23 protein-coding genes and 2 pseudogenes are annotated in these 25,606 nt (G+C 33.3%); all 25 read left to right on the top strand.

Annotation, left to right across the window (positions count from 1 at the left end):
- Positions 1-68: 68 nt before the first annotated feature.
- Positions 69-182 (top strand): annotated as a pseudogene (locus MUW56_RS05185) (subclass B1 metallo-beta-lactamase); the annotation flags it as partial.
- A gap of 202 nt (positions 183-384) precedes the next feature.
- Positions 385-1,305 carry an NAD(P)/FAD-dependent oxidoreductase gene (locus MUW56_RS05180; protein WP_292012192.1) on the top strand — a complete coding sequence of 307 codons (921 nt, stop codon included), beginning with the start codon at positions 385-387 and terminating at the stop codon, positions 1,303-1,305.
- 92 nt (positions 1,306-1,397) lie between these two features.
- Positions 1,398-2,663, top strand: a complete 1,266-nt coding sequence (gene glyA, locus MUW56_RS05175; protein ID WP_292012191.1) for a serine hydroxymethyltransferase — start codon at positions 1,398-1,400, stop codon at positions 2,661-2,663.
- 50 nt (positions 2,664-2,713) lie between these two features.
- Positions 2,714-3,178, top strand: coding sequence for a regulatory protein RecX (locus tag MUW56_RS05170; protein ID WP_292012190.1), 465 nt, complete (start codon positions 2,714-2,716; stop codon positions 3,176-3,178).
- Between the two features lie 373 nt (positions 3,179-3,551).
- Entirely contained in the window at positions 3,552-5,525 is a 1,974-nt protein-coding gene (locus MUW56_RS05165; RefSeq protein ID WP_292012189.1) for a nucleoside-diphosphate sugar epimerase/dehydratase, read from the top strand.
- Positions 5,526-5,706: 181 nt separating this feature from the next.
- The gene (locus MUW56_RS05160; protein WP_292012188.1) at positions 5,707-6,513 is read left to right on the top strand and encodes a polysaccharide biosynthesis/export family protein; all 807 of its coding nucleotides are present in this window, start codon (positions 5,707-5,709) and stop codon (positions 6,511-6,513) included.
- A 145-nt stretch (positions 6,514-6,658) separates the two neighbouring features.
- Entirely contained in the window at positions 6,659-7,447 is a 789-nt protein-coding gene (locus MUW56_RS05155; protein WP_292012187.1) for a polysaccharide biosynthesis/export family protein, read from the top strand.
- Positions 7,448-7,455: 8 nt separating this feature from the next.
- Positions 7,456-9,798, top strand: coding sequence for a polysaccharide biosynthesis tyrosine autokinase (locus tag MUW56_RS05150; RefSeq protein WP_292012186.1), 2,343 nt, complete (start codon positions 7,456-7,458; stop codon positions 9,796-9,798).
- 2 nt (positions 9,799-9,800) lie between these two features.
- Positions 9,801-10,769, top strand: a complete 969-nt coding sequence (locus MUW56_RS05145) for an SDR family oxidoreductase (RefSeq protein WP_292012185.1) — start codon at positions 9,801-9,803, stop codon at positions 10,767-10,769.
- Positions 10,770-10,801: 32 nt separating this feature from the next.
- Complete coding sequence (locus MUW56_RS05140; RefSeq protein WP_292012184.1) at positions 10,802-12,097, top strand: nucleotide sugar dehydrogenase; 1,296 nt, start codon at positions 10,802-10,804, stop codon at positions 12,095-12,097.
- A gap of 136 nt (positions 12,098-12,233) precedes the next feature.
- Complete coding sequence (locus tag MUW56_RS05135; RefSeq protein WP_292012183.1) at positions 12,234-12,944, top strand: hypothetical protein; 711 nt, start codon at positions 12,234-12,236, stop codon at positions 12,942-12,944.
- Between the two features lie 177 nt (positions 12,945-13,121).
- Positions 13,122-14,036 (top strand): oligosaccharide flippase family protein, encoded by a 915-nt coding sequence (locus MUW56_RS05130; protein ID WP_292012182.1) that lies wholly within the window; start codon positions 13,122-13,124, stop codon positions 14,034-14,036.
- A gap of 16 nt (positions 14,037-14,052) precedes the next feature.
- Complete coding sequence (locus MUW56_RS05125) at positions 14,053-14,523, top strand: polysaccharide biosynthesis C-terminal domain-containing protein (protein ID WP_292012181.1); 471 nt, start codon at positions 14,053-14,055, stop codon at positions 14,521-14,523.
- Positions 14,520-15,703: pseudogene (locus MUW56_RS22800) on the top strand (EpsG family protein). The gene MUW56_RS05125 and the pseudogene MUW56_RS22800 overlap by 4 nt, the downstream one beginning before the upstream one ends.
- Positions 15,704-15,730: 27 nt before the next feature.
- The gene (locus MUW56_RS05110) at positions 15,731-16,738 is read left to right on the top strand and encodes a glycosyltransferase (RefSeq protein WP_292012178.1); all 1,008 of its coding nucleotides are present in this window, start codon (positions 15,731-15,733) and stop codon (positions 16,736-16,738) included.
- A 150-nt stretch (positions 16,739-16,888) separates the two neighbouring features.
- Positions 16,889-17,809 carry a glycosyltransferase family 2 protein gene (locus tag MUW56_RS05105; RefSeq protein WP_292012177.1) on the top strand — a complete coding sequence of 307 codons (921 nt, stop codon included), beginning with the start codon at positions 16,889-16,891 and terminating at the stop codon, positions 17,807-17,809.
- Positions 17,799-18,368, top strand: a complete 570-nt coding sequence (locus MUW56_RS05100; protein ID WP_292012176.1) for an acyltransferase — start codon at positions 17,799-17,801, stop codon at positions 18,366-18,368. The genes MUW56_RS05105 and MUW56_RS05100 overlap by 11 nt, the downstream gene beginning before the upstream one ends.
- A gap of 50 nt (positions 18,369-18,418) precedes the next feature.
- Complete coding sequence (locus MUW56_RS05095) at positions 18,419-19,525, top strand: hypothetical protein (protein WP_292012175.1); 1,107 nt, start codon at positions 18,419-18,421, stop codon at positions 19,523-19,525.
- A 241-nt stretch (positions 19,526-19,766) separates the two neighbouring features.
- Positions 19,767-20,951 (top strand): glycosyltransferase family 4 protein, encoded by a 1,185-nt coding sequence (locus MUW56_RS05090; RefSeq protein ID WP_292012174.1) that lies wholly within the window; start codon positions 19,767-19,769, stop codon positions 20,949-20,951.
- Positions 20,944-21,549: a sugar transferase gene (locus MUW56_RS05085; RefSeq protein WP_292012173.1), complete on the top strand. Its 606-nt coding sequence runs from the start codon at positions 20,944-20,946 to the stop codon at positions 21,547-21,549. Before MUW56_RS05090 ends, MUW56_RS05085 begins: the two co-directional genes overlap by 8 nt.
- An 8-nt stretch (positions 21,550-21,557) precedes the next feature.
- Positions 21,558-22,199 carry a NeuD/PglB/VioB family sugar acetyltransferase gene (locus MUW56_RS05080; RefSeq protein WP_292012172.1) on the top strand — a complete coding sequence of 214 codons (642 nt, stop codon included), beginning with the start codon at positions 21,558-21,560 and terminating at the stop codon, positions 22,197-22,199.
- 1 nt (position 22,200) lies between these two features.
- Positions 22,201-23,337, top strand: a complete 1,137-nt coding sequence (locus tag MUW56_RS05075; protein ID WP_292012171.1) for an aminotransferase class I/II-fold pyridoxal phosphate-dependent enzyme — start codon at positions 22,201-22,203, stop codon at positions 23,335-23,337.
- Positions 23,338-23,501: 164 nt separating this feature from the next.
- On the top strand, positions 23,502-24,053 hold the full coding sequence (locus tag MUW56_RS05070) for a sugar transferase (protein WP_292012170.1): 552 nt from the start codon (positions 23,502-23,504) through the stop codon (positions 24,051-24,053).
- Positions 24,054-24,293: 240 nt separating this feature from the next.
- On the top strand, positions 24,294-24,425 hold the full coding sequence (locus MUW56_RS05065; protein WP_292012169.1) for a hypothetical protein: 132 nt from the start codon (positions 24,294-24,296) through the stop codon (positions 24,423-24,425).
- Positions 24,426-24,434: 9 nt separating this feature from the next.
- Positions 24,435-25,547, top strand: a complete 1,113-nt coding sequence (locus MUW56_RS05060) for a DegT/DnrJ/EryC1/StrS aminotransferase family protein (RefSeq protein ID WP_292015379.1) — start codon at positions 24,435-24,437, stop codon at positions 25,545-25,547.
- The last annotated feature ends 59 nt before the right edge of the window (positions 25,548-25,606 follow it).

The raw sequence follows: 25,606 nt of genomic DNA, 5'->3' as shown, positions 1-25,606 counted from the left end.
AAAAGTGGTGTATAAAACAGAAAATCTTTCAATTATTAAATGGTCAGATCATGTGATCAGTATATCTCTATCTTGGCGATATCCATGTTCAGGCGTAGCCGGTGATTCTTGAAAAGATCAAAAAACAATATCCTGACGCAAAGTTGATCATTCCGGGCCATGGAGAGGTTGGAGGAACATAACTGCTGATTACACAATACACCTATTTAAAAATAACTAAATATACACCCGATCAGTTGTGTTTGCATACCATTCGTCAAAAGCTGATTTTTGAATTAAAAGTTCGGGATTGGGTTTTTGGCTTTTAATCCCGCTGTTATTACTGCAACTTTATTGCATTAATTGTTTTTTGTTTTAACTTTGCATAAGCAATAACAACAAAATATGAAAAGTAAAACCTTTGATGTGATTATAATAGGAGGAAGCTATGCCGGTTTATCAGCAGGAATGGCTTTGGGGAGATCTTTGAGAAATGTGTTGATCATTGATAATGAAAGACCGTGTAACAGGCAGACTCCGCATTCACACAATTTTATTACTCATGACGGAAAGACGCCCAAAGAAATTTCAGAGGCGGCAAGAGAACAGGTGAAAGCATACCGTACCGTAGAGTTTTATAATGGAACTGCTGAAAAAATGAGCAAAGATCCTGAAGGTTTTAAAGTGGAGACCTCATCCAATGAAAGTTTCTATGCTAAAAAGCTTATTCTGGCCTCCGGAGTAAAAGATCTCATGCCGGCTATTCCCGGTTTTGCAGAATCCTGGGGGATTTCCGTCATACACTGCCCTTATTGCCACGGCTATGAAGTGAGGAATGAAGTAACAGGAATTCTGGCGGATGGTGATATGGCTTATGAATTCTCAAAACTGGTTTTCAATCTGACTAAAAATCTCACTTTGTTTACCAATGGAAAAACAAACCTTACCTCTGAACAAATCCAAAAATTGGATCAGAATAAAATTAGGGTCAATGAAGATGAAGTTCAAAGCATAACACATGAGCATGGTTATATTCGGGAAATTATTTTTAAAAACGGAAAGACAGTTCCATTGAAGGCCTTGTATGCCAAAATACCGTTTGAACAAAATATTGATGTCTCATCTGATCTCGGTTGTGAATTGACAGAGCAGGGGTTTATCAAGGTCGATTTTATGCAGAAAACTACGGTTCCCGGTGTTTTTGCCTGTGGTGATAATGTGACCATGATGAGGTCTGTAGCCAATGCCGTTGCTCAGGGGAATTTTGCCGGAGCAGTTGCTAATAAGGAGCTTTCGGAGGAAGATTTTGAAATCGGTAATTTTTAAAATCACCAACTAAAAATCATGCTTTCCAATACCGAAATCTTACGGGAAATTCCGTACATTTGGGGTGAAAAATTTCAAAAACTAAAAGTAAAATGGATATTATTTTTGACCTGATTGAAAAGGAAAGACAAAGACAGGCCCATGGATTAGAGCTTATCGCATCAGAAAATTTTGTTTCTGAAAACGTGATGAAAGCAATGGGAAGTGTACTGACAAATAAATATGCTGAAGGATATCCCGGAAAAAGATATTACGGAGGATGTGAAGTAGTAGATGAGGTCGAAACACTAGCTATCAACAGGGCAAAAGAGCTTTTCGGAGTGGATTATGTAAATGTGCAGCCACATTCGGGTTCTCAGGCTAATGCTGCCATTTATCTTGCGGTTTTGAAACCTGGTGATAAAATTATGGGAATGGATCTTTCCATGGGCGGACACCTTACTCATGGTTCCGCAGTGAACTTTTCAGGAATTCAGTATGAGGTTGTTTCTTACGGAGTAGAAAAAGAAACAGGTCTTATTGATTATAACCAAATGAGAGAAGTCGCTTTAAGAGAAAGACCAAAAATGCTGATCGCTGGTTTCTCAGCTTATTCAAGAGATCTTGACTATGCAAAATACAGAGAAATCGCTGATGAGATCGGAGCTACTCTTTGGGCTGATATTGCCCACCCTGCAGGTTTAGTGGCTAAGGGATTATTAAATTCTCCATTTGAGCACTGCCATGTAGTGACTACCACCACCCACAAAACATTAAGAGGTCCTAGAGGAGGAATGATCATGATGGGTAAAGATTTCGAAAATACCTACGGTCACAAAACGCCTAAAGGAGAAACTAAAATGATGAGCCAGGTATTGGATGGAGCTGTATTCCCGGGGATCCAGGGTGGCCCGTTAGAGCATGTAATTGCGGGTAAAGCAGTGGCTTTCGGAGAAGCTTTGGATGGTCAGTTCGAGACCTATGCCAAACAGGTGAGAGCGAATGCTCAGGCGTTATCAAAAGCCATGATCGACAGAGGATTTGATATCGTAAGTGGAGGTACAGATAATCACCTGATGCTGGTAGATCTTAGAAATAAAGGAGTAAACGGTAAGGAAACTGAAAAAGCATTAGTACTTGCTGATATTACCTGTAACAAAAATATGGTTCCTTTCGATGATAAATCACCATTCACAACATCTGGTATCAGATTGGGAACGGCAGCGATTACCACAAGAGGGCTGAAAGAAAATGATATGGATACGATTGCAGGATTTATTTCTGAAGTAGTAAACAACATCAAAAACGAAGACGTGCTTGCCTCTGTAAGAAATAAAGTGAATGAATTAATGGAAGGTAAAGCACTATTCAATTATTAATATTCATTACAATACAACATAAAGAATGGGCAACGGCTCATTCTTTTTTTATGCCTATGGAAAAAAAGTCTTTTACTTTTGATGAGATTAAACAAAAACTGGTTAACTATTGTGTTTACCAGGACCGGTGTCATGCAGAAGTGGAACAGAAAATGAGGGAGTTCCTGCTTATTGAAGAAGCTAAGGAAGAGATCATATTGTATCTTTTGAAAGAGAATTACCTGAATGAAGAACGGTTTACACGAAGTTATATCCGGGGGAAGTTTTATATTAAACACTGGGGTAAAAATAAGATCAGAATACACCTTAAGCAAAAGCAAATCTCTGAAAAACTGATTAATATGTGTTTTGATGAGATTGATGAAAACGACTACAGGAAAACCATTACCAGAATTTACGATGATTATCTTTCTAAACAGAAAGGACTTCAGGAATATCAGAAAAAATCAAAAACTATAAAGTATTTGATGGGAAGAGGTTTTGAATATGAAGTAATTTTACAGGTAATTGAGTAAAATTTTAAGAAATATTTTAAAATTTAATAGAAGCCGGCAGGTAGTATTTTTTTAATTGTAATACTTTTATTTGTAATATCTTACATTATTTTATTAAAAAAAAATTAAATTTTTAATGTTGGAATCTTGGAAATGGCATGAAAAATGCATTTGCTTAGAATATTTCTCTTTTAGGGATTTATTGTGAAAAAAATGATTGTACTGTATAAAATAAGTAAATTTTATGTTGATTATTGTATGCAGGTTTTATAATCATGGTAATTGAAAGACTTCCTGATATGGGATACATATCCATAAAAAGAAAATTAAACACCATTTAGATTATGAATATTATCCATTACCCTTGCCCGGCAAATAAATCACTTTATGCTGAATGAAAAAGTTGCGCGATGCTTTTAATGCTCTTTACAATGGAGATAACATTGTAAAAATTACGAAATTACGATATATACCACGATGGCTGGTTATTGTTATAGATATTTTAATTATTCTATTTTCCATTTTTCTTTCACGTTTATTCTTGCAAAATCTAGACGTTGAAGTTAATTTTCCGGAATATACGCTTCAGAAAAGATTCGTTGTTATAGGATTTAACATTCTGTTTATGTACGTTTTTAAAACGTACGCAGGAATTATCAGGCATTCTACTTTTTTTGATTTTTTCAAGATTATCCTGGCCTCAGGAAGTACACTTTTCAGCCTTTTAATAGTAAATTATATTTCGGAAATAATATTAGGAAAATCCTTGTTCCTGTATCCCAACCTCTATTTGTACTTTCTTATTTCTGTTTCCATTATGTTCTTTTTTAGAATGGTTACGAAACAGTTCTTTAGTATTCTTGTGGATATTCAGGGAGCTTCATCTAAAGTAAGAGTTGCTGTTGTAGGAGTAGGAGAAGCATCTGTTGCTGTAGCAAGAGCAATTATGCATAATCCAAACTATCCCTATAGACTGGAAGGATTCCTTACCGGTAGGTCAGATTCTTACAGGGCGCTGTTGTTGGGATATAAGATTTACAATAAAAATCATTTCTTTACAGATGAGAAACTGATCAAACAATTTGATGCTGTACTTCTCATCAAAGAGATTATGTCGAAACAAGAAATTGAAGAGTGGATGACTCTTGCCCTGGATAAGGGTTTAAGAGTTCTGAAAGCTCCTACGCTGAGTAAAATGCGGGACAGTGATCTGGTAGGCGGAATCAGTCAGCTTCAAATTGAAGATTTGTTGAATCGTAAGCCAATTAAAATAGAAAGTGAAGAGGTAAGAAAAAGACATTTTGATAAAAATGTTTTGATAACCGGAGGTGCCGGATCTATCGGTAGCGAAATTGTAAGACAGGTTTCCCAATTCAACCCTTCACTTATCGTCGTTCTTGATCAGGCAGAATCACCTTTATATGAACTTGAGCTTGAACTTCTCGAAAAATTCCCGGACCAGAACTTTAAATTTATATTAGCTGATATTTCCAATAAATACAGGTTGGAAAAGGTATTTGAGGATCATCAGTTTTCTATGGTATACCATGCTGCTGCTTATAAGCATGTGCCATTAATAGAAGAGAATCCTCATGAAGCTATTTTTGTCAATATTTTAGGAACAAAAAATCTGGCTTTATTATCTAAAAAATATAAAGTTAACCGATTTGTAATGGTTTCTACAGATAAAGCAGTAAACCCAACGAATGTGATGGGTGCATCCAAAAGAGCCGCTGAATTATTTGTACAGTCTTTACAGAATACTCCGGGGCACCCTACAAAATTTATTACTACACGTTTTGGAAATGTATTAGGATCAAACGGTTCAGTAATTCCTCATTTCAGAAAACAGATTGAAAAAGGAGGACCGGTAACGATTACACACCCTGATATTATTAGATACTTTATGACAATCCCTGAGGCTTGTGAGCTGGTACTTCAGGCCGGTACAATGGGAAATGGAGGTGAGATCTATGTGTTTGATATGGGAGAACCGGTTAAAATTCTTGACTTAGCAAGAAGAATGATTAAACTTTCAGGCTATACTCCGGATGTCGATATTCAAATTACTTTTATAGGCTTAAGACCCGGAGAAAAACTGTATGAAGAGCTTTTAAGCAATAATACAGTTACTATTCCTACTCATCATAAAAAAATTCTAATCTCAAGAGATCCATCAATGGGATTTGAAGAAGTGAACATTTTAAGCAAACAAATTATTATGGCTGCCATGAAAAGGGATAAGTTACAGGTTGTAAAAATGCTTAAAACAATTGTTCCTGAATTTATAAGCAATAATTCGGAATTTGAAGCTTTGGATAAGGAGATTGCTATGGACAAGGAGATTATTAAGAATTTTATATCTTAAAATTAGGGCATGAAATTTTATTTTATACAGTTTAAAATGAAATTAAAGTAAGATTTTTATAGAAAAAATAGTGATTTATTGAAATTTAAAAATTGATTAGCAATATCTTTTACTGGATGCGCTTTAAAAACGGTTTCACCTTAAAATAATTATCCTATTTTTGTGAAAAAAATTACCAAAAATGAGTTTGAAATATTTAATCTGCGGAGTTATAAGCATCATATTATTTTCTTGTACCCCAAGACAGGAGATCAATTACATGAAAGATATCGACAATATAGCTTTGGAGAATTCAATTAAAAATAGCAGGGTTGATTTTCAACCGGGTGATCAGTTAATAATTTCTGTTTCTGCAAAAGATATGGAAGTGGTAAAGATTTTTAACCAGAATTATTCTTCCAGCAGTACTGTGGCACAATACTCATTGCCAAGCAGTAATAATCTTCCTCAAGCTAGTCCTGTGGCGGGTCCTACTTATACAGTAGATACAAACGGAGATATTATATTTCCTCAGATCGGACAGGTAAGTACTAAAAACGAAAATATTGAAACATTCAGAGCTAAATTATCAGGTCTTCTCAAAGAGTACGTAAAGGATCCAATTGTTGATGTTAAGCTTATCAATTTTAAGGTTTCTGTTTTAGGAGAAGTTACTAAACCCGGAACTTATGTAGTGCCTGATGGCAATACAACATTATTAGGAGCTTTGGGACTTGCAGGAGATCTTACCGCTTATGGAGTAAGAAATAATGTTTTAGTGGTTCGAAATATAGACGGACAAATAAGTAAGGAAAGAATAGATCTGACAAGTGCTAATTTTATTAATTCTCCCTATTATTATCTGAAGCAGAATGATGTTGTTTATGTACAACCCAATGCTGTGAGAGAGAAAGCTTCCAGAGTAGATCCAAATACAGGATTATACATATCTGTTGCTTCAGTAATTGCTTCAATTACAGTGGGAATATTAGCTTTAATAAAGAATTAAAATATATAATTTAACCAAAAAAATATTATTTGAAGAGCCCAATGATGGCCAATTAATAGACACAAATAGTTTTGTAGTGCGTTATCTCGGTACTGTAGTTTTTACTGATCGATGTAGAGCATACTTACTAGATATAAATAACATCATGAAAAAAACAATTATTACATATCTTATACTGTTATCAGTGATCCTTTTATCCTGTAAGCCAAAACAGAATATGGTTTACATGGCACAGCATAATATGGAAGAGGAGGTTGCCAAAGCTAAATTTCAAGGACTGCATATTCAGGAAAGTGATGTACTCTTAATTTTAGTTTCTGCTCTGGATGAATTAGCGGTAAAACCTTTTAATCTAAATACGGCAAATCGTGTCGGTAGTGAAGCTCCAAATGGGGTTAACCAATATGTGCAGCCAAGTGAGTATTTGGTAAACGAAGCGGGATATATTAATTTTCCTGTATTAGGTGATGTATACGTTAAAGGAATGACTCAAATACAATTGAAAAACGATCTTGAGTCCCGTTTGAAGAGATACCTTAAGGATCCTTTGGTAACTATTACTCTAAAGAATTTTAATGTAAGTGTTTTAGGCGAAGTTAAAGTGCCGGGTCAAAAAGAAAGTGCTACACAGAAGCTTAATATTTTTCAGGCATTGAGTTTGGCAGGAGATATGACTGATTTTGGGGACCGAACAAAAGTAAAACTTATACGTACTGCAGATAACGGAGAAGATCAGGTTGTTAATTTAGACCTGTCAAGATCAGATATTGTCAATTCACCTTATTATTATATGAAACAGAATGATGTACTTTACGTAGAACCGGATAGAAACAAACAGGTTCAGGCCAATTCAAATCCTAACAGGGCTCTTACTTTTCAGATTATTGCTTCTGCATTGGGAGTTGCGACCCTTATCATTTCCCTAACCCGATAAACTAATATATGCAGCAGATAGAATTACAGGAAAATGAAGGAACGTTAGATTTAAGAAAGATTATTGGAAAATATCTAAGTAAGTGGCCCTGGTTTGTGGGATCCGTTTTACTTTGCTTAATAGGAGCTTTTATATATCTCAGATATTCTGTACCTCAATATCAATCAACGACAACTCTTAAATTTGATAAAAAACAATCGGATTTAGCGGGAGCATTAGCTGATCTTGATAATCTGGGATTAGGATTAGGGAATGCAGACGAATTAAAGAGTGAAATTGCAGTGGTGAATTCCAGACCCATTCTTATGAAGGTTGTAGAAAATCTTAATCTGAACGTACAATATTATAATTCGGGTGAAATTAAAGATTCTGAATTATTTGCAAAAATTCCCATTGTAGCTAAAGTCATTTCCTATAGCGATGAAAAAAAATTCGTTACTTCTGAATACATAGTGAAAGAAGTAAATGGAAATAATTTTACTTTGGAAGACAAAGAAAAAAATCTTATTAAAGGAAATTTCGATAAAACATTGAAGCTGAATTTTGGAACTGTTATACTACAAAAGGTCCCAGGATTAAACTTTCATTCAAAATATAAAATCGTTTTTTGGAATCCTTTAGAGAAAGTTAAAAAATTACAGTCGAAATTGCAGGTCAATCTGCCGGATCAGAAAGCTATGTTGATGGATATAAGCATAGTAGGGACTGTTCCTGATAAATCTGAGGCCATTCTTAATGAACTGACTAAGCAATATAATATGGATGGGCTTAAGGATAAGAATTTACAAGCTCAAAATACGCAGGAGTTTATCGATAAAAGATTGGAGGTGATCACTCATGATCTTTCCGGAGTAGAAAACCAGAAAGAAGATTTTCAGAACCGTAATCGCATTGTAGATTTGCAGGCACAGGCACAATTAGCACTTCAGAATACCAATGATAATACTAAGGTGCTTCTCCAGCAGCAAACCCAGCTGGATCTGCTGAATTCTCTTCAGGCAGAAGCCTCAAAAGGAGATAATCAGCTTATGCCTTCCAATCTGGGGCTTAATCCATCATTGGAGCAAGCTATCTCTCAATATAATACTCTTTTGATCAGTAGGAATAAGACATTAAAGCAGGCTACCAATGAAAACCCTGCTGTCATAGAAATGAATAAGGAGATTGCGTCACTAAAGGATATTGTTCGTGATAATATCCGCCAGCAAAAAGCAACAATCCAAGCTTCTATTGCCCAGATAAACGGACAGATCTCCACGAGTACAGGGATGATAGAAAAAGTTCCCGGCCAATCAAAGATTTATAGAGGAATAGAACGTCAACAAAATCTTAAGGAACAACTTTTTCTTTTCCTCTTGCAAAAAAGGGAAGAAAATGCAATTAATTTATCAATAAATGTTCCTAAAGCTAAAATTGTAAATCCTGCATATACTAACGATATTCCGGTTTCACCAAAGAAGAATATCATCCTGTTAGCGGCTATTGTATTGGGATTATTATTCCCCTTTCTATTATTTTATTTGTTTTTTATGTGGGACGATAAAATATATAGTCGTAATGATATCACAGAGCGTACTTCTTTAGGAGTATTGGCAGATATCCCATCATTAAAAGATGACCAGAATCACCTGGTACAGAAAAATGACTTTTCTGAACTGGCAGAAGCTTTCCGGGTGTTAGTATCCAATTTAAAATTTGTACTGCCTTCTAAGGACTCCGCCAAAGTTGTTATGGTAACTTCTTCAGTGAAAGGAGAAGGAAAGACATTGGTGTCTGTTAATTTGGCTTTAACATTAGGGAATAAGAACGGAAGATCATTGCTGATCGGTTCTGATATCAGAAATCCTCAGATTCAGAGATACGATAATGAACCCATCAAAGGTAAAGGTCTTACAGAATATCTGTATGATGAATCCATAAATGTAGAAGAACTTATTCATACGTCAGATACCAATCCTAATTGTGATGTGATCTATGCAGGAAGTATTCCACCTAATCCACAGGAACTTTTATCCAACGGCAGATATCAAAAGCTTATTGATAAAATGGGCGGCCAATATGCCTATATCGTTATAGATTCAGCACCTCTTATGCTGGTTTCGGATACTCTTAACATTGCAGATACAGCAGATGCCACCCTGTATGTAGTAAGATCCGGAGTATCAAGGAATATTCTGATAGATTTTGCCAATGGATTGGTAAAAGAATCAAAACTGTCAAACGTTTCCTTCGTTATTAATGATGTTTCTAAAAATGCAGGAGGCTATGGCTATGGTTATAATTATGGTTATGGCTATGGCTACACCAGTGAAAAGAAGAAAAACTGGTGGCAAAAATTATTTAAATCATAAGTATGCATAAAATTTTAATTACCGGTGGAGCAGGTTTTATAGGCTCTAATTTAACTGAGTATTTTTTAAATAAAAATTATAAAGTTGTTTGTCTGGATAATTTTGCAACTGGGCACCGTCATAATGTAGAGCCTTTCTTCGAAAATCCTGATTATACTTTAATAGAGGGAGACATCCGTGATCTTGACGTTTGTAGAAAAGCGGTTGATGGAGTGGATTATATTTTACACCAGGCAGCATTAGGTTCTGTTCCCCGTTCGATTAAAGATCCTATTACGAGTAACGATGTTAATGTTTCAGGCTTTTTAAATATGCTGGTGGCTGCACGTGATGCCAATGTTAAACGTTTTGTATATGCAGCATCGTCATCTACCTACGGAGATTCAGAATCTTTGCCGAAAGTGGAAGAGGTGATTGGAAAGCCATTATCTCCTTATGCAATCACAAAATATGTCAATGAGCTTTATGCAGATGTGTTTAGTAAGACTTATGGCATAGAATGTATAGGATTGCGTTATTTCAACGTTTTTGGACGCCGCCAGGATCCGAATGGTGCTTATGCAGCAGTAATTCCATTGTTTGTAAAACAACTGATGAGCCACGAATCACCCAAGATTAATGGCGAGGGTAATTACTCACGGGATTTTACCTATATCGACAATGTTATTCAGATGAATGAACTGGCGATGTTGACAGATAATCCTGAAGCGATTAATACCGTTTACAATACTGCGGTTGGAGACCGTACCACTTTAAATGATCTGGTTAAATATCTAAGGGAATATCTTGGAGAATTTGATGCAGAAATTGCTGATATTAATGCTATTCACGGTCCCAACCGTATCGGAGATATTCCACATTCATTGGCTTCTATTGAAAAAGCGGAAAAATTATTAGGCTACAAGCCCACCCATACTATAGATAAAGGATTAAAAGAAGCCGTTCAATGGTATTGGGAAAATTTAAAATAAATATTAAAATCAAATAATAAATAAAGTATTAAATGAATACGACACATAAAATAGCAATTATTGGTTTAGGCTATGTAGGTCTACCCTTGGCACGTTTATTTGCTACAAAATATTCTGTAGTAGGTTTTGATATTAATCAAAAACGTATTGAAGAATTAAATGAAGGGAAAGATCATACATTAGAATTAGATGATGATATTTTACAAGCTGTACTGATCAATGAAAATCCTTTTACAACATCAGAGTATGGACTTTATTGTTCTTCAAATCTTGATGATATTAAAGAAGCTAATATTTATGTGATAACAGTACCAACGCCTGTAGACAAACATAATCGTCCAGATTTAACGCCTCTATACAAGTCCTCAGAAACTGTTGGGAGAGTACTTTCAAAGGGAGATATTGTGATCTACGAGTCCACGGTATATCCTGGTGTCACTGAAGAAGAATGTATTCCTGTGTTAGAAAAAGTATCAGGATTAAAGTTTAATCAAGATTTTTTTGCAGGATATTCACCAGAACGTATTAATCCGGGAGATAAAGAGCACACTGTTGAAAAGATTTTAAAAGTGACTTCTGGTTCTACTCCTGAAATAGGTCAGGTTATAGATGATCTATATAAGTCTGTTATTATAGCAGGTACACATTTAGCTCCTACCATTAAGGTGGCTGAAGCAGCAAAGGTTATTGAAAACTCACAAAGGGATATAAACATTGCTTTTGTCAATGAACTGGCGAAGATATTTAACTTATTAGATATTGATACTCACGCCGTTTTGGAAGCAGCGGGAACAAAATGGAATTTCTTGCCTTTTAAACCAGGGCTTGTTGGTGGGCATTGTATCGGGGTTGACCCTTACTATTTAGCTCAGAAAGCTCAGGAAAGAGGTTATCATCCTGAAATTATTTTAGCAGGGCGACGTCTTAATGATTCTATGGGGCAATATGTTGCTTCTCAGGTAGTTAAAACAATGATTAAGAAAAGTATTAAGGTAAATGGTGCCAAAATATTAAATTTAGGAATTACCTTTAAAGAAAATTGTCCGGATGTACGTAATACCAAGGCCGTGGATGTTATTACAGCCCTGGAAGATTATTCGTTGGAGGTCACTACTTATGACCCTTGGGCTAACGAAGCAGAAGTTTATCATGAGTATGGTATACACTCTAACAACTCTCTTGATGATATTACAGAAAAATATGACGCAATTATCCTTACCGTTGCCCATAAAGCGTTTCTTGAATTAGACTTAGGCAACTTTTTGAAGGAAAATGCAATTATTTATGATGTGAAAGGTATTTTAGATAATTGTGATGCCAGATTATAGTGTAATACATAGATAGTATAACAGGAAGAGCCGGTTTTATCGGCTCTTATGTTATAAGGCAATTAATTATTCACTATCTGATATTGAATTTTAACTTAGATTCCAGTTTGGACTACCATTGAAGAATGCTGATAAAATGAATGTAGAAAATACTTTACTTATATATGATTCAGTGAAACATTTTGTACCGTTTATTGAAGATAAAGGTGTAAAATGCTTTTCGTCATTTCGAGCTGTAAACAGGCTGGAGAAAGTTCTTAGAAAAATTTCTTTTAAGACCGGTCTATGCAGAAAAGAATGGTATGGCGAGTGGAAAAACCAGTTAGCCAATATAGAAACTGTTATAATTTTTGCTACCAATCGTTATGGTTTTATAAAGGACTTAGCAGATAATCATCCAAATATAAGGATTATTGTTTGGTACTGGAATCCGGTATTCAGATGCTTTAATCCAAGTCATCTTAAAAGAAAAAACATAGAGTATTGGTCTTTTGATAAAGACGATTGTAGAAAGTACAATCTACACTATAATACAACTTTTTATTTTGATAATATTTCAATTGAAAAGAAACCTCTAGAAAAAGAAGTTCTCTTTTTAGGAGCAGATAAAGGAAGAAAAACAGCTCTTACTGATTTAGAAAATAATCTGATTCAACAAGGAATTTCAACTAATTTTCATATTGTTCCAGATAAAAATCATCCTAATCCTTACAATATAAGGCCAATCAAATATAATGAATACTTAGATTTAATTAGTAAAAGTCAAGTAATAGTAGATTATATTCAGTTAGGGCAAGTTGGACTAACATTGAGGCCGATGGAGTCGATTTTTTTAATAAAAAGCTAATAACAAACGATATTAATATTATCAACGAAGATTTTTATAATGCTCATAATATTTTTGTTTTAAACCATGATAATTTTGAGAATATATTTGACTTCATCCATTCACCTTATACAAATATTAATCAAAATATTTTAGAAAAATATGATTTTATGAATTGGCTAAAAAGATTTAATATAAATGAATAACTTCTTAAAAGCATTCCTATCCTTTGGATTAGCAACCTCGATTGAGAAATTGTTAGGGTTTGTTATTTTACCTATTTATACCAAATATTTCAATGCAACAGAATATGGTATAATAGATATGATAGGAACCGTTTTGCAGGTCGCTTGTATATTTGGATTATTACAGTTAGAAACATCTTTACAGCGTTACTATTATGAATATGATAAATTAAAAAGGAAATTACTGGTTTCAACGATTTATTATTGGATAGGTATATGTTCTATTGTTATCGGTGGGATTATCTTTTTAGCTTCAGGCATTTTATCACAACAGCTTTTTAAAACTCCAGAATATGCAATGCTTATTAAAACAATTGCTATACAGCTTCCTCTTACTAATATTAGTATGTTAGGTTTAGTGTTGCTGCGTTTTGAGAAAGAGAACTTAAAATTTTTAAGTGTTATTATAACAAAAGTGGTCTCAACTCTTCTTTTTGTTTATGTTTTTGTAATTTATCTTAAACTTGGATTAAAGGGAGTTTTTATAGCACAGGTAAGCGCCATTTTTTGTTCAACATTTCTGGTTACTTTTTATGTAAGGAAACAATTTGTCATGAAGTTATCGAAAATAATGTCGCGCAAAAATTTAAGCTATGCTTTACCACAGTTTCCTGCCCGTGTGGGAAGTATGGTATTGGGACAGGCAAACAGGTTTTTTATGTTAGGCTATTTATCGCTAGCTGCAATTGGGATCTATTCTGTTTCTATGAAGCTGGCTTCTTCTATACAGCTCATTAATACAGCTTTTATTATGGCATGGGCACCTTTTATGCATGCTCAATTCAAAAAAGAAAATAATCAGAAAGTTTTTAGTAATATATTCCCATTGGTCGGTTGGGGTCACCTTTTTATGTGTATGTCTGATTAGCTTATTTTCTTTGGAAATGGTAAAGCTACTTGCTACACAAGAGTTTTATTCAGCAGCAAAATACGTTGGAGGATTGTCTTTGTTCTTTTCATTATATATTATTAAAGAGGTGGTTGATATCGGTCCTAAGATAAAGGAAAAAACAAAATATTTATCCTTTAATTTTATTCTGTCAGTGATTGTGAATATTGTCTCTCTCTATGTATTAATTCAGTTTTTTGAATTAAAGGGTGTTGTTATAGCTATGATTATAACTAACTTGTTTTTAGTAAGCCTTTCATGGTTTATATCCAATAAATTATATTATGTCCCATTCAGTATTCCTAAATTTATATTACTATTAACTCCTACATTGTTCATTACAATATTGATGATGTATGTAGAGCTTGATTTGTACAAACGAATTTTAATAGCACTAATAGTTTGTGTAGCTTTTGGTATGCATTTGTGGTTTTCTTATAAAAATGTAAAGAAAATAATGAAATGATTTATTTACTGGTATTTATTTATCTTTTATTATTGTCAATATCCTTTGATTTTTTTAGAGTCAAGGGGCCTAAAACGTTTTTCTACTATCTATCAATGATTATCCTGATTCTGATCGCAGGATTAAGATGGAAAGTAGGCGGTGACAGTATGATATATCAATTAAGATTTGAAACATTGATTTATCCAATTGATCAATTTTCAAAAATTAATTTCCTGGAAATAGGATGGGAACCAGGGTATGTGTTGCTTAATTCTATTGCAAAATCTATAGTACCGGAATTTTGGTTTTTCCAAACCATTCATGCAATTTTCGTAAATGTTATAATTTTTCAATTTTTTAAACGCTATACTCCTTATTACTTTACGGCTGTTTTATTTTATTCTTTTTTTTATTATTTCTATTTTAATATGGAAATTTTACGGGAGATTATCCCAGTATGTATCTTTGCAGGTTTTATGTATCCTGCAATGGAAAAAAAGAGTATAAGAAGTACTATATAATAAATATTATATTGCTTTTTTTCCATAATTCGTCTACGATATTGTTATTGCTGCCTTTCCTTGCTAATTTTAAATTGGATAGGAAAGGATTAATGATTCTGATATTTTCAGGGATCACAGTAATGTCTGTTTTTACATTATTTCCTGGTCTGGTAAATTTTATTGCATTGACAGAAAGTATGTCATCCAAATTTGCCAATTATTCAAAATACTCATTGAGTGTTAATGGAATGATATATAATTTTATAGTTTTTGCTTTATTTCCTTACTGTCTTGTCGTTTTAAATAGAAAATATTTTAAAGAACTTACTTTTGAGAAACTTATTTTTCCTTATTTCTTTATCATTTCTATTTATATACCTTATTCAGGATTTGGGCGTTTAATTAATTACTTTGGATTATTCATGCTTGTCTTTTTTGTGAACACACTATACCTGGTTATGCATGTGAAAAAGTTTAATAAAGCACGATTTTTAATGGTTTTTATCTTAACAATAGGTCCGTTATTTTATAAATATCAATTTTATAGTGCTGATACTTCAAAGTACTATAAAAACACTCAAAAAGCTAATTTGTGGTATCCTTATTCGGATATTTTTGATAAAACTGAATATCAATTCAGGCAGGTAATATTTCAAGAAGGTATGAACGAGTCTGCTGAAAAGGCAAAAAAATAGATGTATCTTAATAACAATAATTAATAGATGAATATATTATTTTTAGAAGCTGTACAGGTTCATGGAGGTGCAAGAAAAAGCACAGTAGAGCTGGCTGAAAGATTGAAAAAACAAAATCACAATGTTCATATTGTTGATTTTTGGGGAAATTGTACAGAATTTGTTGATGATGTCACACAAAGGAATATTAATTTAAAAATATTATTAAATAGAAATAATCCAATTATAATTAACTCATCCAAAAATCCTCTGGTAATACTAAAAAATATAGTAGATTTTTATGTGCAACGAAAAGAAATGCAAAAGAATCTTGAAAAATATATTACTACGAATAAAATTGAATTAATAATTGTAAACAACTCAAAGACCTTATCAATTTTAAAAAAGTCTGAATCTTATAAAATTATTTACTTTGCTCGAGGTTGGTTTAATTTGAATTCCATTCCAAAATTAAAAAGGTATATTTTTAAAAGCAAAGCCGAATATTTTATCGGAGTTTCAGAATCAACCCGTCAAGCCATTTTCTCAGGAGGATTTTCTAAGCCAGAAAATATTTATGTTGTTCACAATGCTATAGATATTGATAAAATTGAATCTTATAAAGTAAACAATCCTGTAACAAAAAATAACAAGCTTACAATTCTTCATTGTGGAGGGTATCTAAAAGAAAAAGGGCAACTGCTCACTATTGAATTAGCAAAAAAATTAAAAGCTGCTGAAGTAGATTTTGAGATTATAATTGTAGGTGCTATATATGACCACTTGGATTCTCAGGAATTTTATAAAAAGATAAATGAATTAATTGATCAGAATAATTTAGGGAATAATATCAAACTAGTTACTGATAGTAATGATCCTTATAAGTATTTTAATGAAACTGATATTGTAATACACCCTTCTTATACAGAAGGACTACCTCGTGTTGTGATGGAAGCATTAGCATTTAAAAAACCTGTTATTGCGAATGCCGTAGGGGAGTTACTGACTTTATTCTGCATAATTTCACAGGTTATTTATCAGACTTTAATGCTGTAGATGATTATTTTAATACTATTATGTTATTGAAAGGGAATGATTATGAGTATAATAAAATAGCTCAAAATGGTTATAATTTAATTATAGCAAATTATGCTCCTAAACAACAGGTTGATAGATTCGAGAACGTGTTAGAGAAGATTTTGACAAATGAATAAAATAACAATATTTACTCCTACTTATAATAGAAGAAATACTCTATTCAAGTTGTATGAAAGTTTACTAGAACAATCATATCAAGACTTTGAATGGTTAATCGTTGATGACGGAAGTACTGATAATACAGACGATCTTGTAGATTTATGGAAGTCGGAAAACAAAATTTTAATCCGTTATTATAAACAAGAGAACGGAGGAAAACACCGAGCTATTAATAAAGGATTAGATTATGCAGAAGGAGAACTGTTTTTTATAGTGGATAGTGATGACTATTTACCTTCCGATAGTTTGGAAATTATAAACAAGCACTACAGTACAATAAAAGGAAATGATTCCTTTATTGGTGTTGTAGGTTATATGGCTACACCTAATAGAAATATTTTGGGAAGTAAACTACTTCCCGTTGATATATTGGACTCTAATTTGATTGAAAGAAGAGAGAAATTTGGAATAGTAGCTGATATGGCTAAAGTATTAGTGACAGAAAAATTTAGAGAATTTTACTTTCCTGAAATAAATGGAGAGAAATTTGTTGCAGAATCACTGATATGGAATAGGATGGCTCTTAAATATAAATTCCGGTACTTTAATGAAACTATCTATATAGCGGAATATATGGAAGGAGGTTTGTCTAATAATAGTATTCGAAATAGAAGAAAAAATCCTCAGTATGCAACATTATTATATAAAGAATTATCGCACAGTCAACAAAGTTCTATGAATCTTAAATTAAAATCTATGATCAATTATTGGCGGTTTGGATTTTGTAAAGATAAAAATATATTAAGGTTGATGCGGGAATTAGGGGCGGAACCATTATCCCTTATAACTTTACCATTTGGGCTCGGACTCTATATCAAAGACAGCTTTTCCGATGACATTAATATCAAAAAACTAAACAATGACGGGTAGAGATCAGTTTAAAAAGTTTGAGAGCATTATAAAACTGCTAATTACACTTTTTAGTCTTTTAGGAAAAGGAGGAAATTATTTCCTATTGAAAAGTTTTAGAAATACCAATGGAAAAGTTGGTTTGTTGCTACGTTATATTTTTGTTAAAAATATCGCAAAAAAAGCAGGAACCAATGTTTCTATACAACCTGGGGTTTTTATCTTTAATTTGGAAAATATAGAATTTGGAGATAATATAAGCATTCATCCTATGTGTTATATAGAAGGAGCTGGAGGAGTTAAAATAGGTAATGATGTCTCAATAGCACATTCAACAACATTGATCTCTACAAATCATACTTGGAAAGACACTACAATCCCAATAAAATATAATCCAGAGACTTTAGGACCTATATGTATTGAAGATGATGTTTGGATTGGTTGTGGTGTTAGAGTTTTATCAGGTGTTACAATTTGTAAAAGATCTATTGTAGCTGCAGGCGCTGTTGTAAATAAATCTTTCAGTGAAAAATTATTAATTGGAGGAATACCCGCTAAGATCATTAAAATATTAGAGTAGTAATTATTAATGTTTTGAATTACTATTAACCCCATTAAAAGATATGAGCTATGAAAATAATGTTAAATATTATGTCTGCCCTGTTATTTTCTAATTGTATTAAACAAAAGGACAATAATATAAGTATTGATAATAGCTATCAAAATCAGATAACGTCTGAAATGAGCATTGGAAAAGAGGGAAATAAGCCCACCCCAGGTATAGAGAATAAACATCCGGATAAAAATGATATTTCAAATATCATTAAGTATTTACCTGCAAACTATTCTATGAAAGGAGATGTTGATTATACAAAATATCTGCAACAAGCCTTTAATGAAAATAAGGAAATTATTATGCCTAATTTTCCAATAGCGGTAAGTTATACAGGAATAACTGTTCCAAGTGATCGGATCATTACATTTCAGAAAAACTCAAGCCTGATCGTATTGCCCAATGATCAGCCTAAATATCAGGCATTGTTAGTTTCTAATGTTAAGAATGTGAAAATTATTAACCCCAATTTGGTTGGTGAACGAGATCAGCATATGAACAGTAATGGAGAATGGGGAATGGGAATTAATATAATTTCTTCAAATGATGTGAATGTCATTAATCCTAATATTAAAAACTTTTGGGGCGATGGTATTTATATTGGAAGAAGCGGAAAGCAGCAGTCTTATTGCAATAGAGTTAGGATTTCGGGTGGTGTCTTAGATAATAATAGAAGAAATGGTATTTCTGTTATTTCTGGAAAAGATATTATTATTGAAAATATGACCATTAAAAATACCAATGGGACAAACCCTATGGCAGGAATTGATTTAGAACCTAATTTAAATGATGAGTATTTATATAATATCAATTTAAATAATATTAAGACTATAAACAACAAAGTTGATGGAATAAAAGTCGTATTTCACAAATTTACAAATAAAAATAATGTTTTGGTTAATATAGATAATCATATAGATGAAGGAAGCCAAAACCCATTAACTTTAGTTGGAGTAGATAATGTGAATACTGGAGATTTTACCGGAACCCTGAATTATACCAACTCAAAATGGAATAATGCAAAATCTAATATTAGAGTTCAAAGAAGTCTGTCTCCCAATTTAAAATTAAATATTAAGCAAGTAGATGTTAATGGGAAAATGATGAACAAGTCCGTTAAATAAATAGGTCTTGCCTATAAAGATTGGTTTTGTTATTTCTCATCAAGAATCTATTTTATAACAAGCAAATAACAAGAGTGGAAATTTTTGTTGCCATTGAAAATAGCAAATGAAAGAGTAAAAATGAAATTGATGGCCTTACTTGTATTGAATTTAAATTTCCGGATGCTGGATAAACCTTGTTGTAAAAGTTAAATCTTTGCTGATTGTTCATAATATAAAGAGTCTAATTTAAATAAAATAATTGCTGAGTTTGAAAGCTAAACTAATACGCATAACTACAATTCCACTTTCTCTAAAAGTATTACTTAAGGGACAACACCAATTTATGTCGAATCATTTTGAAGTAATTGGTGTTTCTTCACCGGGAAAAGAATTGGAAGAAATAAAATATGATGAAGGAATAGAAGTTATATCTGTTAATATGTCTCGTAAGATTACCCCTTTCCAGGATCTCAAATCTTTGAGGAAGATGTATCAATTTTTGAAAAAAGAAAAGCCTCAAATTGTTCATACCCATACTCCAAAAGCGGGGATTGTAGGAATGTTAGCTGCGAGATTAGCAGGAGTACCTCACAGATTACATACTGTAGCAGGCTTGCCTTTGATGGAAGCCACAGGTGTAAAACGTAAAGTACTGGACTTTGTTGAAAAACTCACCTATTCATCAGCTACCGGTGTATATCCCAACTCAAAAGGGCTGTATGATTTTATTCTTCAAAATAACTATATTTCCAAAGAAAAGCTAAAGGTGATAGCCAATGGCTCTTCAAACGGAATTGATACTTCTTATTTTTCTCCGGATCAAATAACTCCGGATCAAAAAGAATCATTAAAAAGAAATTTGAATATAGGAGGCTCGGACTTTGTTTTCGTGTTTGTTGGCCGTTTGGTAGGAGACAAGGGAATCAATGAACTAGTCAAAGGATTTGAAATGATGAGTAAAATGAAGAATCTGCCGAGTACCCCAAAGTTATTACTGGTTGGGCCGTTGGAAACGGATTTAGACCCTCTGCATCCTGAAACTTTAAAAGAAATTGAAAATAATAAAAGTATAATAGTTGCAGGATTTCAGAAAGATGTACGTCCTTACTTTGCGATTGCAGATGCATTGGTTTTTCCAAGCTATAGAGAAGGATTTCCGAATGTTGTAATGCAGGCGGGAGCTATGGGGCTGCCAAGCATTGTTTCAAACATTAATGGATGTAATGAAATTATTATAGAAGATAAAAATGGCATTATCGTTCCTGTCAAAAATATTGAAAAATTGCAGAATGCAATGGAGAGAGTAATGACTGATGCGGATTATTATGATCAGTTAAAAAAGAACGCACGTTCTATGATTCAATCACGATATGAGCAATCAGTTATTTGGAACGCTTTATTAAATGAATATAAAACTTTACTTAAACAAGATAGTGATGTATAGGTTTTTTTTAAAAAGAGTAATTGATTTTCTGATAGCTTGTATAGGATTAGTAATCCTGTCTCCAATATTAATAGTCGTAATAATATGCCTGTATTTTGCTAACCATGGAAAACCTTTCTTTTTTCAGGAACGTCCGGGATTGAAAGGGAAAATCTTTAAAATCGTTAAGTTTAAAACGATGAATGATAAAAAAGATGCGGATGGACAATTGTTATCTGATGCAGAAAGACTAACAACAGTAGGATCATTTGTCCGTAAAACATCATTAGACGAAATTCCTCAGTTAATAAATGTTTTAAAGGGCGATATGTCTCTTATTGGACCAAGACCATTATTAGTACAGTATTTACCTTTATATAGCAGGCATCAGGCAAGAAGACATGAGGTAAGGCCCGGAATTACAGGTTGGGCACAGGTCAATGGGAGAAATGCCATCTCATGGGAAAAAAAATTTGACTATGATGTATGGTACGTAGATAATCTATCGTTTTTACAAGATATTAAAATTCTTTTCCTTACCGCAAAGAAAGTAATGATAAGAGAAGGAATTTCTCAAGAGGGACAGGCAACAATGGAAGCCTTTAAAGGAAATATATAATAAAAAATATGAATAAAATTGCAATTGTAGGAGCAGGAGGCTTTGGCCGTGAAGTGAAGATGTTGATTGATAATATCAACGAAGTAAATAAACAGTTTGAAATTATAGGTTTCTATGATGACAAAGAATATCCAAGTGATATCAATGGAATTCCTTATTTGGGAAAAATTGAAAAGCTTAATGAAGTAGATTATCCATTAAATGTAACGGTTTCGATAGGAGATCCTAAAACAAAGAAAAAAATAATAGAAAATATTACCAATAACAATATTGGGTTTCCTAATTTGATACATCCGTCAGTTATATTGGGACGTGATAATGTTAAAATTGGAAAAGGCAATATTATTTGTGCAGGTGTAATTATTACTATTGATATAGAAATCGAAGATTTTGTAATTTTGAATCTTTCCTGTACTGTAGGACATGATACTAAAATTAAAAAATATTCTTCATTTATGCCTTCTGTAAATATATCGGGAGAAGTTTTAATTAATGATTCAGTGTACGTAGGTACGGGTGCGAAAATTATTAATTTGTTAGAGATAGGAGAAAATACTGTAATAGGTGCAGGAGCTGTAGTCTCAAAAAGCCTTCCTGCAAATTGTACTGCAGTTGGTATTCCCGCGAAACCAATAAAATTTCATGAATAATATGTTAGAAAAAATATGGCTTTCTTCCCCTCATATGGGAGGTAATGAATTAAAGTATATCCATGAAGCATTTGACGCCAACTGGGTAGCCCCTTTAGGACCTAATGTGGATGGGTTTGAAAAGGATTTGGAGAGTTTTCTACATGCTGATGTGAAAGTAGCCGCATTATCTGCGGGAACTGCAGCATTGCATTTAGCATTGATTGAATGTGGAGTAGAATATGGAGATGAGGTGATTTGCCAGTCAATGACATTTTCTGCTTCTGCCAACCCGATCGCTTATCAGGGGGCTAAACCTGTTTTTGTAGACTCAGAGAAAGATACCTGGAATATGTGTCCGGCAGCTTTACAGGAGGCGATAGAAGACAGGATTTCAAAAGGTAAAAAGCCTAAAGCTATTATTATCGTTCATTTATATGGTATGCCGGCTAAGATGGATGAAATTTCTGCGATTGCGGAAAAATATAATATCCCACTGATTGAAGATGCTGCTGAAGCATTAGGATCCAAATATAAAGGAAAGGCATGTGGAACGTTCGGACGTTTTGGCGTGTTGTCTTTTAATGGTAATAAGATTATTACAACTTCTGGAGGGGGAGCGTTGGTTTGCCATTCAGAATCAGATAAACAGCATACCGTGTTTTTATCAACTCAGGCTAGAGATAATGCACCTCATTATCAGCACTCTCATATAGGCTATAATTACAGAATGAGTAATATTTCTGCAGGAATAGGGCGTGGACAAATGGAAGTTTTAAATGACAGAGTAAATGCCCGTAGAAAAATGCACGATTTTTATGTGGAATTATTTCAGAATATAGAAGGGGTTGATGTGCTGTCTGAGAGCAGCGCTGATTACTATTCCAACCACTGGCTGTCTGCCATCCTTGTGGATGAAAGGATAACAGGTAAGAGCCGCGAGGATTTACGACTGGCACTGCTGGAAGAAAATATAGAATCCAGGCCACTCTGGAAGCCGATGCATATGCAGCCTGTCTTTGCTGAAGCTCCTTATTATGGTAAAAATGTTGCTGAAAATTTATTTGAACGCGGGCTATGTTTGCCTTCGGGTTCCAATCTTGAAGAAGAAGATAAAAAGAGAATACAACATATCATTGAGAAAGTATTTTCCAAATAATATAAAATCTGCTTTATTTTAATAAAGCAGATTTTTGTTTCTATATAATTAAATTAAAATATACTTTCCTTTAGTACAATCATCATCCTGATTTGGCAAAGTTTCAAATCCCAACATTTTTATATATTTGCTGTCAATACAAATATTTTGAAAAAATACCCTCTTTGGAAAATGCTGATGGACTACAGTATCGCACTTTTGCTGTTGTATTACTGTTTCCCCTGTTTATTTTGCTCCTGATTTTGACTTCCTGGGATACAGGTTTTCCCGGAATATTCACCCAGGAACGTATAGGCTGTTATGCAAAACCTTTCACCATTTATAAATTCAGAACACTGGATACCAAAACCCGTCGAAAATCATCCATTGGCCATTGGATGAGAAAAACAAAATTAGATGAATTACCTCAATTGTTCAATATTTTAAAAGGAGATATGTCCTTAGTAGGTCCCAGACCTGATATTCCGGGTTATTATGATAAGCTGGAAGGAGAAGACCGCAATATACTTTTACTAAAACCGGGGCTGACCAGTGAGGCCGGAATAAAGTACAGGAATGAAGAAAAATTATTATGTGCCCAGGAAAACCCGTTACAATATAATGATGAAATTCTTTTTCCTGATAAAGTGAAGATGAATCTGGAATATTACCATAATTTATCTTTCAAAACAGATATCAGGATATTACTGAAAACTTTTTTCGTCCTGCGAATTTGAAATTGTAAGTTGGATCTATATTTTTAAACTCATAACCTGCCGCTATTACATAAATTTGATAGGGCTCCGAAATATAGATAAATTGGGATCAATTATTTGCTAATCAATTGTTTATTTGAACGTTTTTTTTCTTCTATGGTTTGTGTTGCTGTCATTATTCTATGGGAACTATGTTAATACAATAATAGTGCTGAGATTGTGTAAAATATTAGATATATTTGCATGTCATAATCATAAGTAATGAATAATTCTAAATCTGAACTGGAAAACAGTGTTGTTACCAAAGAAGTTCCTGCCAATACGATCTTGGTTCGGGAACCCGGCAGGACAAAAAGATCACTTGATGAGACGGGAAAGATTACTTATTTATAATAAAAAATGATGATTAAATTTCTAGATTTACAGAAAATAAACCTTGTTCATCAGCAAGAAATAGAAGAAAAGTTATTAAGCACATTTCGTTCGGGTTGGTATCTTTTAGGAAATGAAGTGAAAAATTTTGAGATCCGTTTAGCAAAATATATTGGCTCTCAATATGCTATAGGGGTAGCCAATGGATTGGATGCGTTAAGATTAATACTTAGAGCTTATATCGAGTTAGGAGTTTTCAAAAAAGGAGATGAAATTATCGTACCGGCTAATACTTATATAGCCTCTATTCTAGCCATATCAGATAACAATTTAGTTCCTGTTTTAGTGGAACCGGATATTGATACCTATAATATAGACATTTCTAAAATACAGGAAAAAATTACTTCAAAAACTAAAGGAATATTGATTGTGCACCTTTACGGCAAAATAGTCTTTTCCGAAGAATTGAGGAATATTGCAACAAAACATAATCTTAAAATTATTGAGGACAATGCGCAGGCAATAGGAGCAGAATGGAATTCAATAAAATCAGGCAATCTAGGTGATGCGGCAGGATTCAGTTTTTATCCGGGTAAAAATTTAGGAGCTTTGGGAGACGCTGGAGGAATAACCACCCATGATGAAAGTTTGGCCAAATGTATTAGAGCATTAGCTAATTACGGTTCCCACCAGAAATATATCAATATTTATCAAGGTTTAAATTCCAGATTAGATGAAGTACAAGCCGCAGTTTTAGATGTTAAGCTTAAATATGTTGACGAGGAAAACCAAAGAAGACGAGAAATTGCTCGACGATATAGTGCAGAAATAAACAATCCGGAAATTATACTTCCTGAATTTCCTGAAAATGAACATGAACATGTCTGGCATTTGTTCGTAATCAGGACAAAATCAAGAAATGACCTTCAGAATTATCTTTCTGATAACGGTATACAAACATTGATACATTATCCTATTCCTACCCATAAACAGGCTGCTTATAAGGATTTGAACCATTTGAGTTATCCGGTTACAGAACAGATCCATGATGAAGTCCTGAGTTTACCTATAAGCCCTGTAATGACTCATGAAGAAGCAGATAAAGTAATCCACATTATAAATTCTTATCCTAACAAGTTTTAAAATTACTTTTAGCAAGTATAAAGCTTTGTTTCTTACAGATAAGCCATGTTAAATATTTC

The organism is Chryseobacterium sp., assembly GCF_022869225.1.
In the GTDB taxonomy this organism is placed as follows: domain Bacteria; phylum Bacteroidota; class Bacteroidia; order Flavobacteriales; family Weeksellaceae; genus Chryseobacterium.
This window is presented reverse-complemented; position numbering and strand designations above follow the sequence as displayed.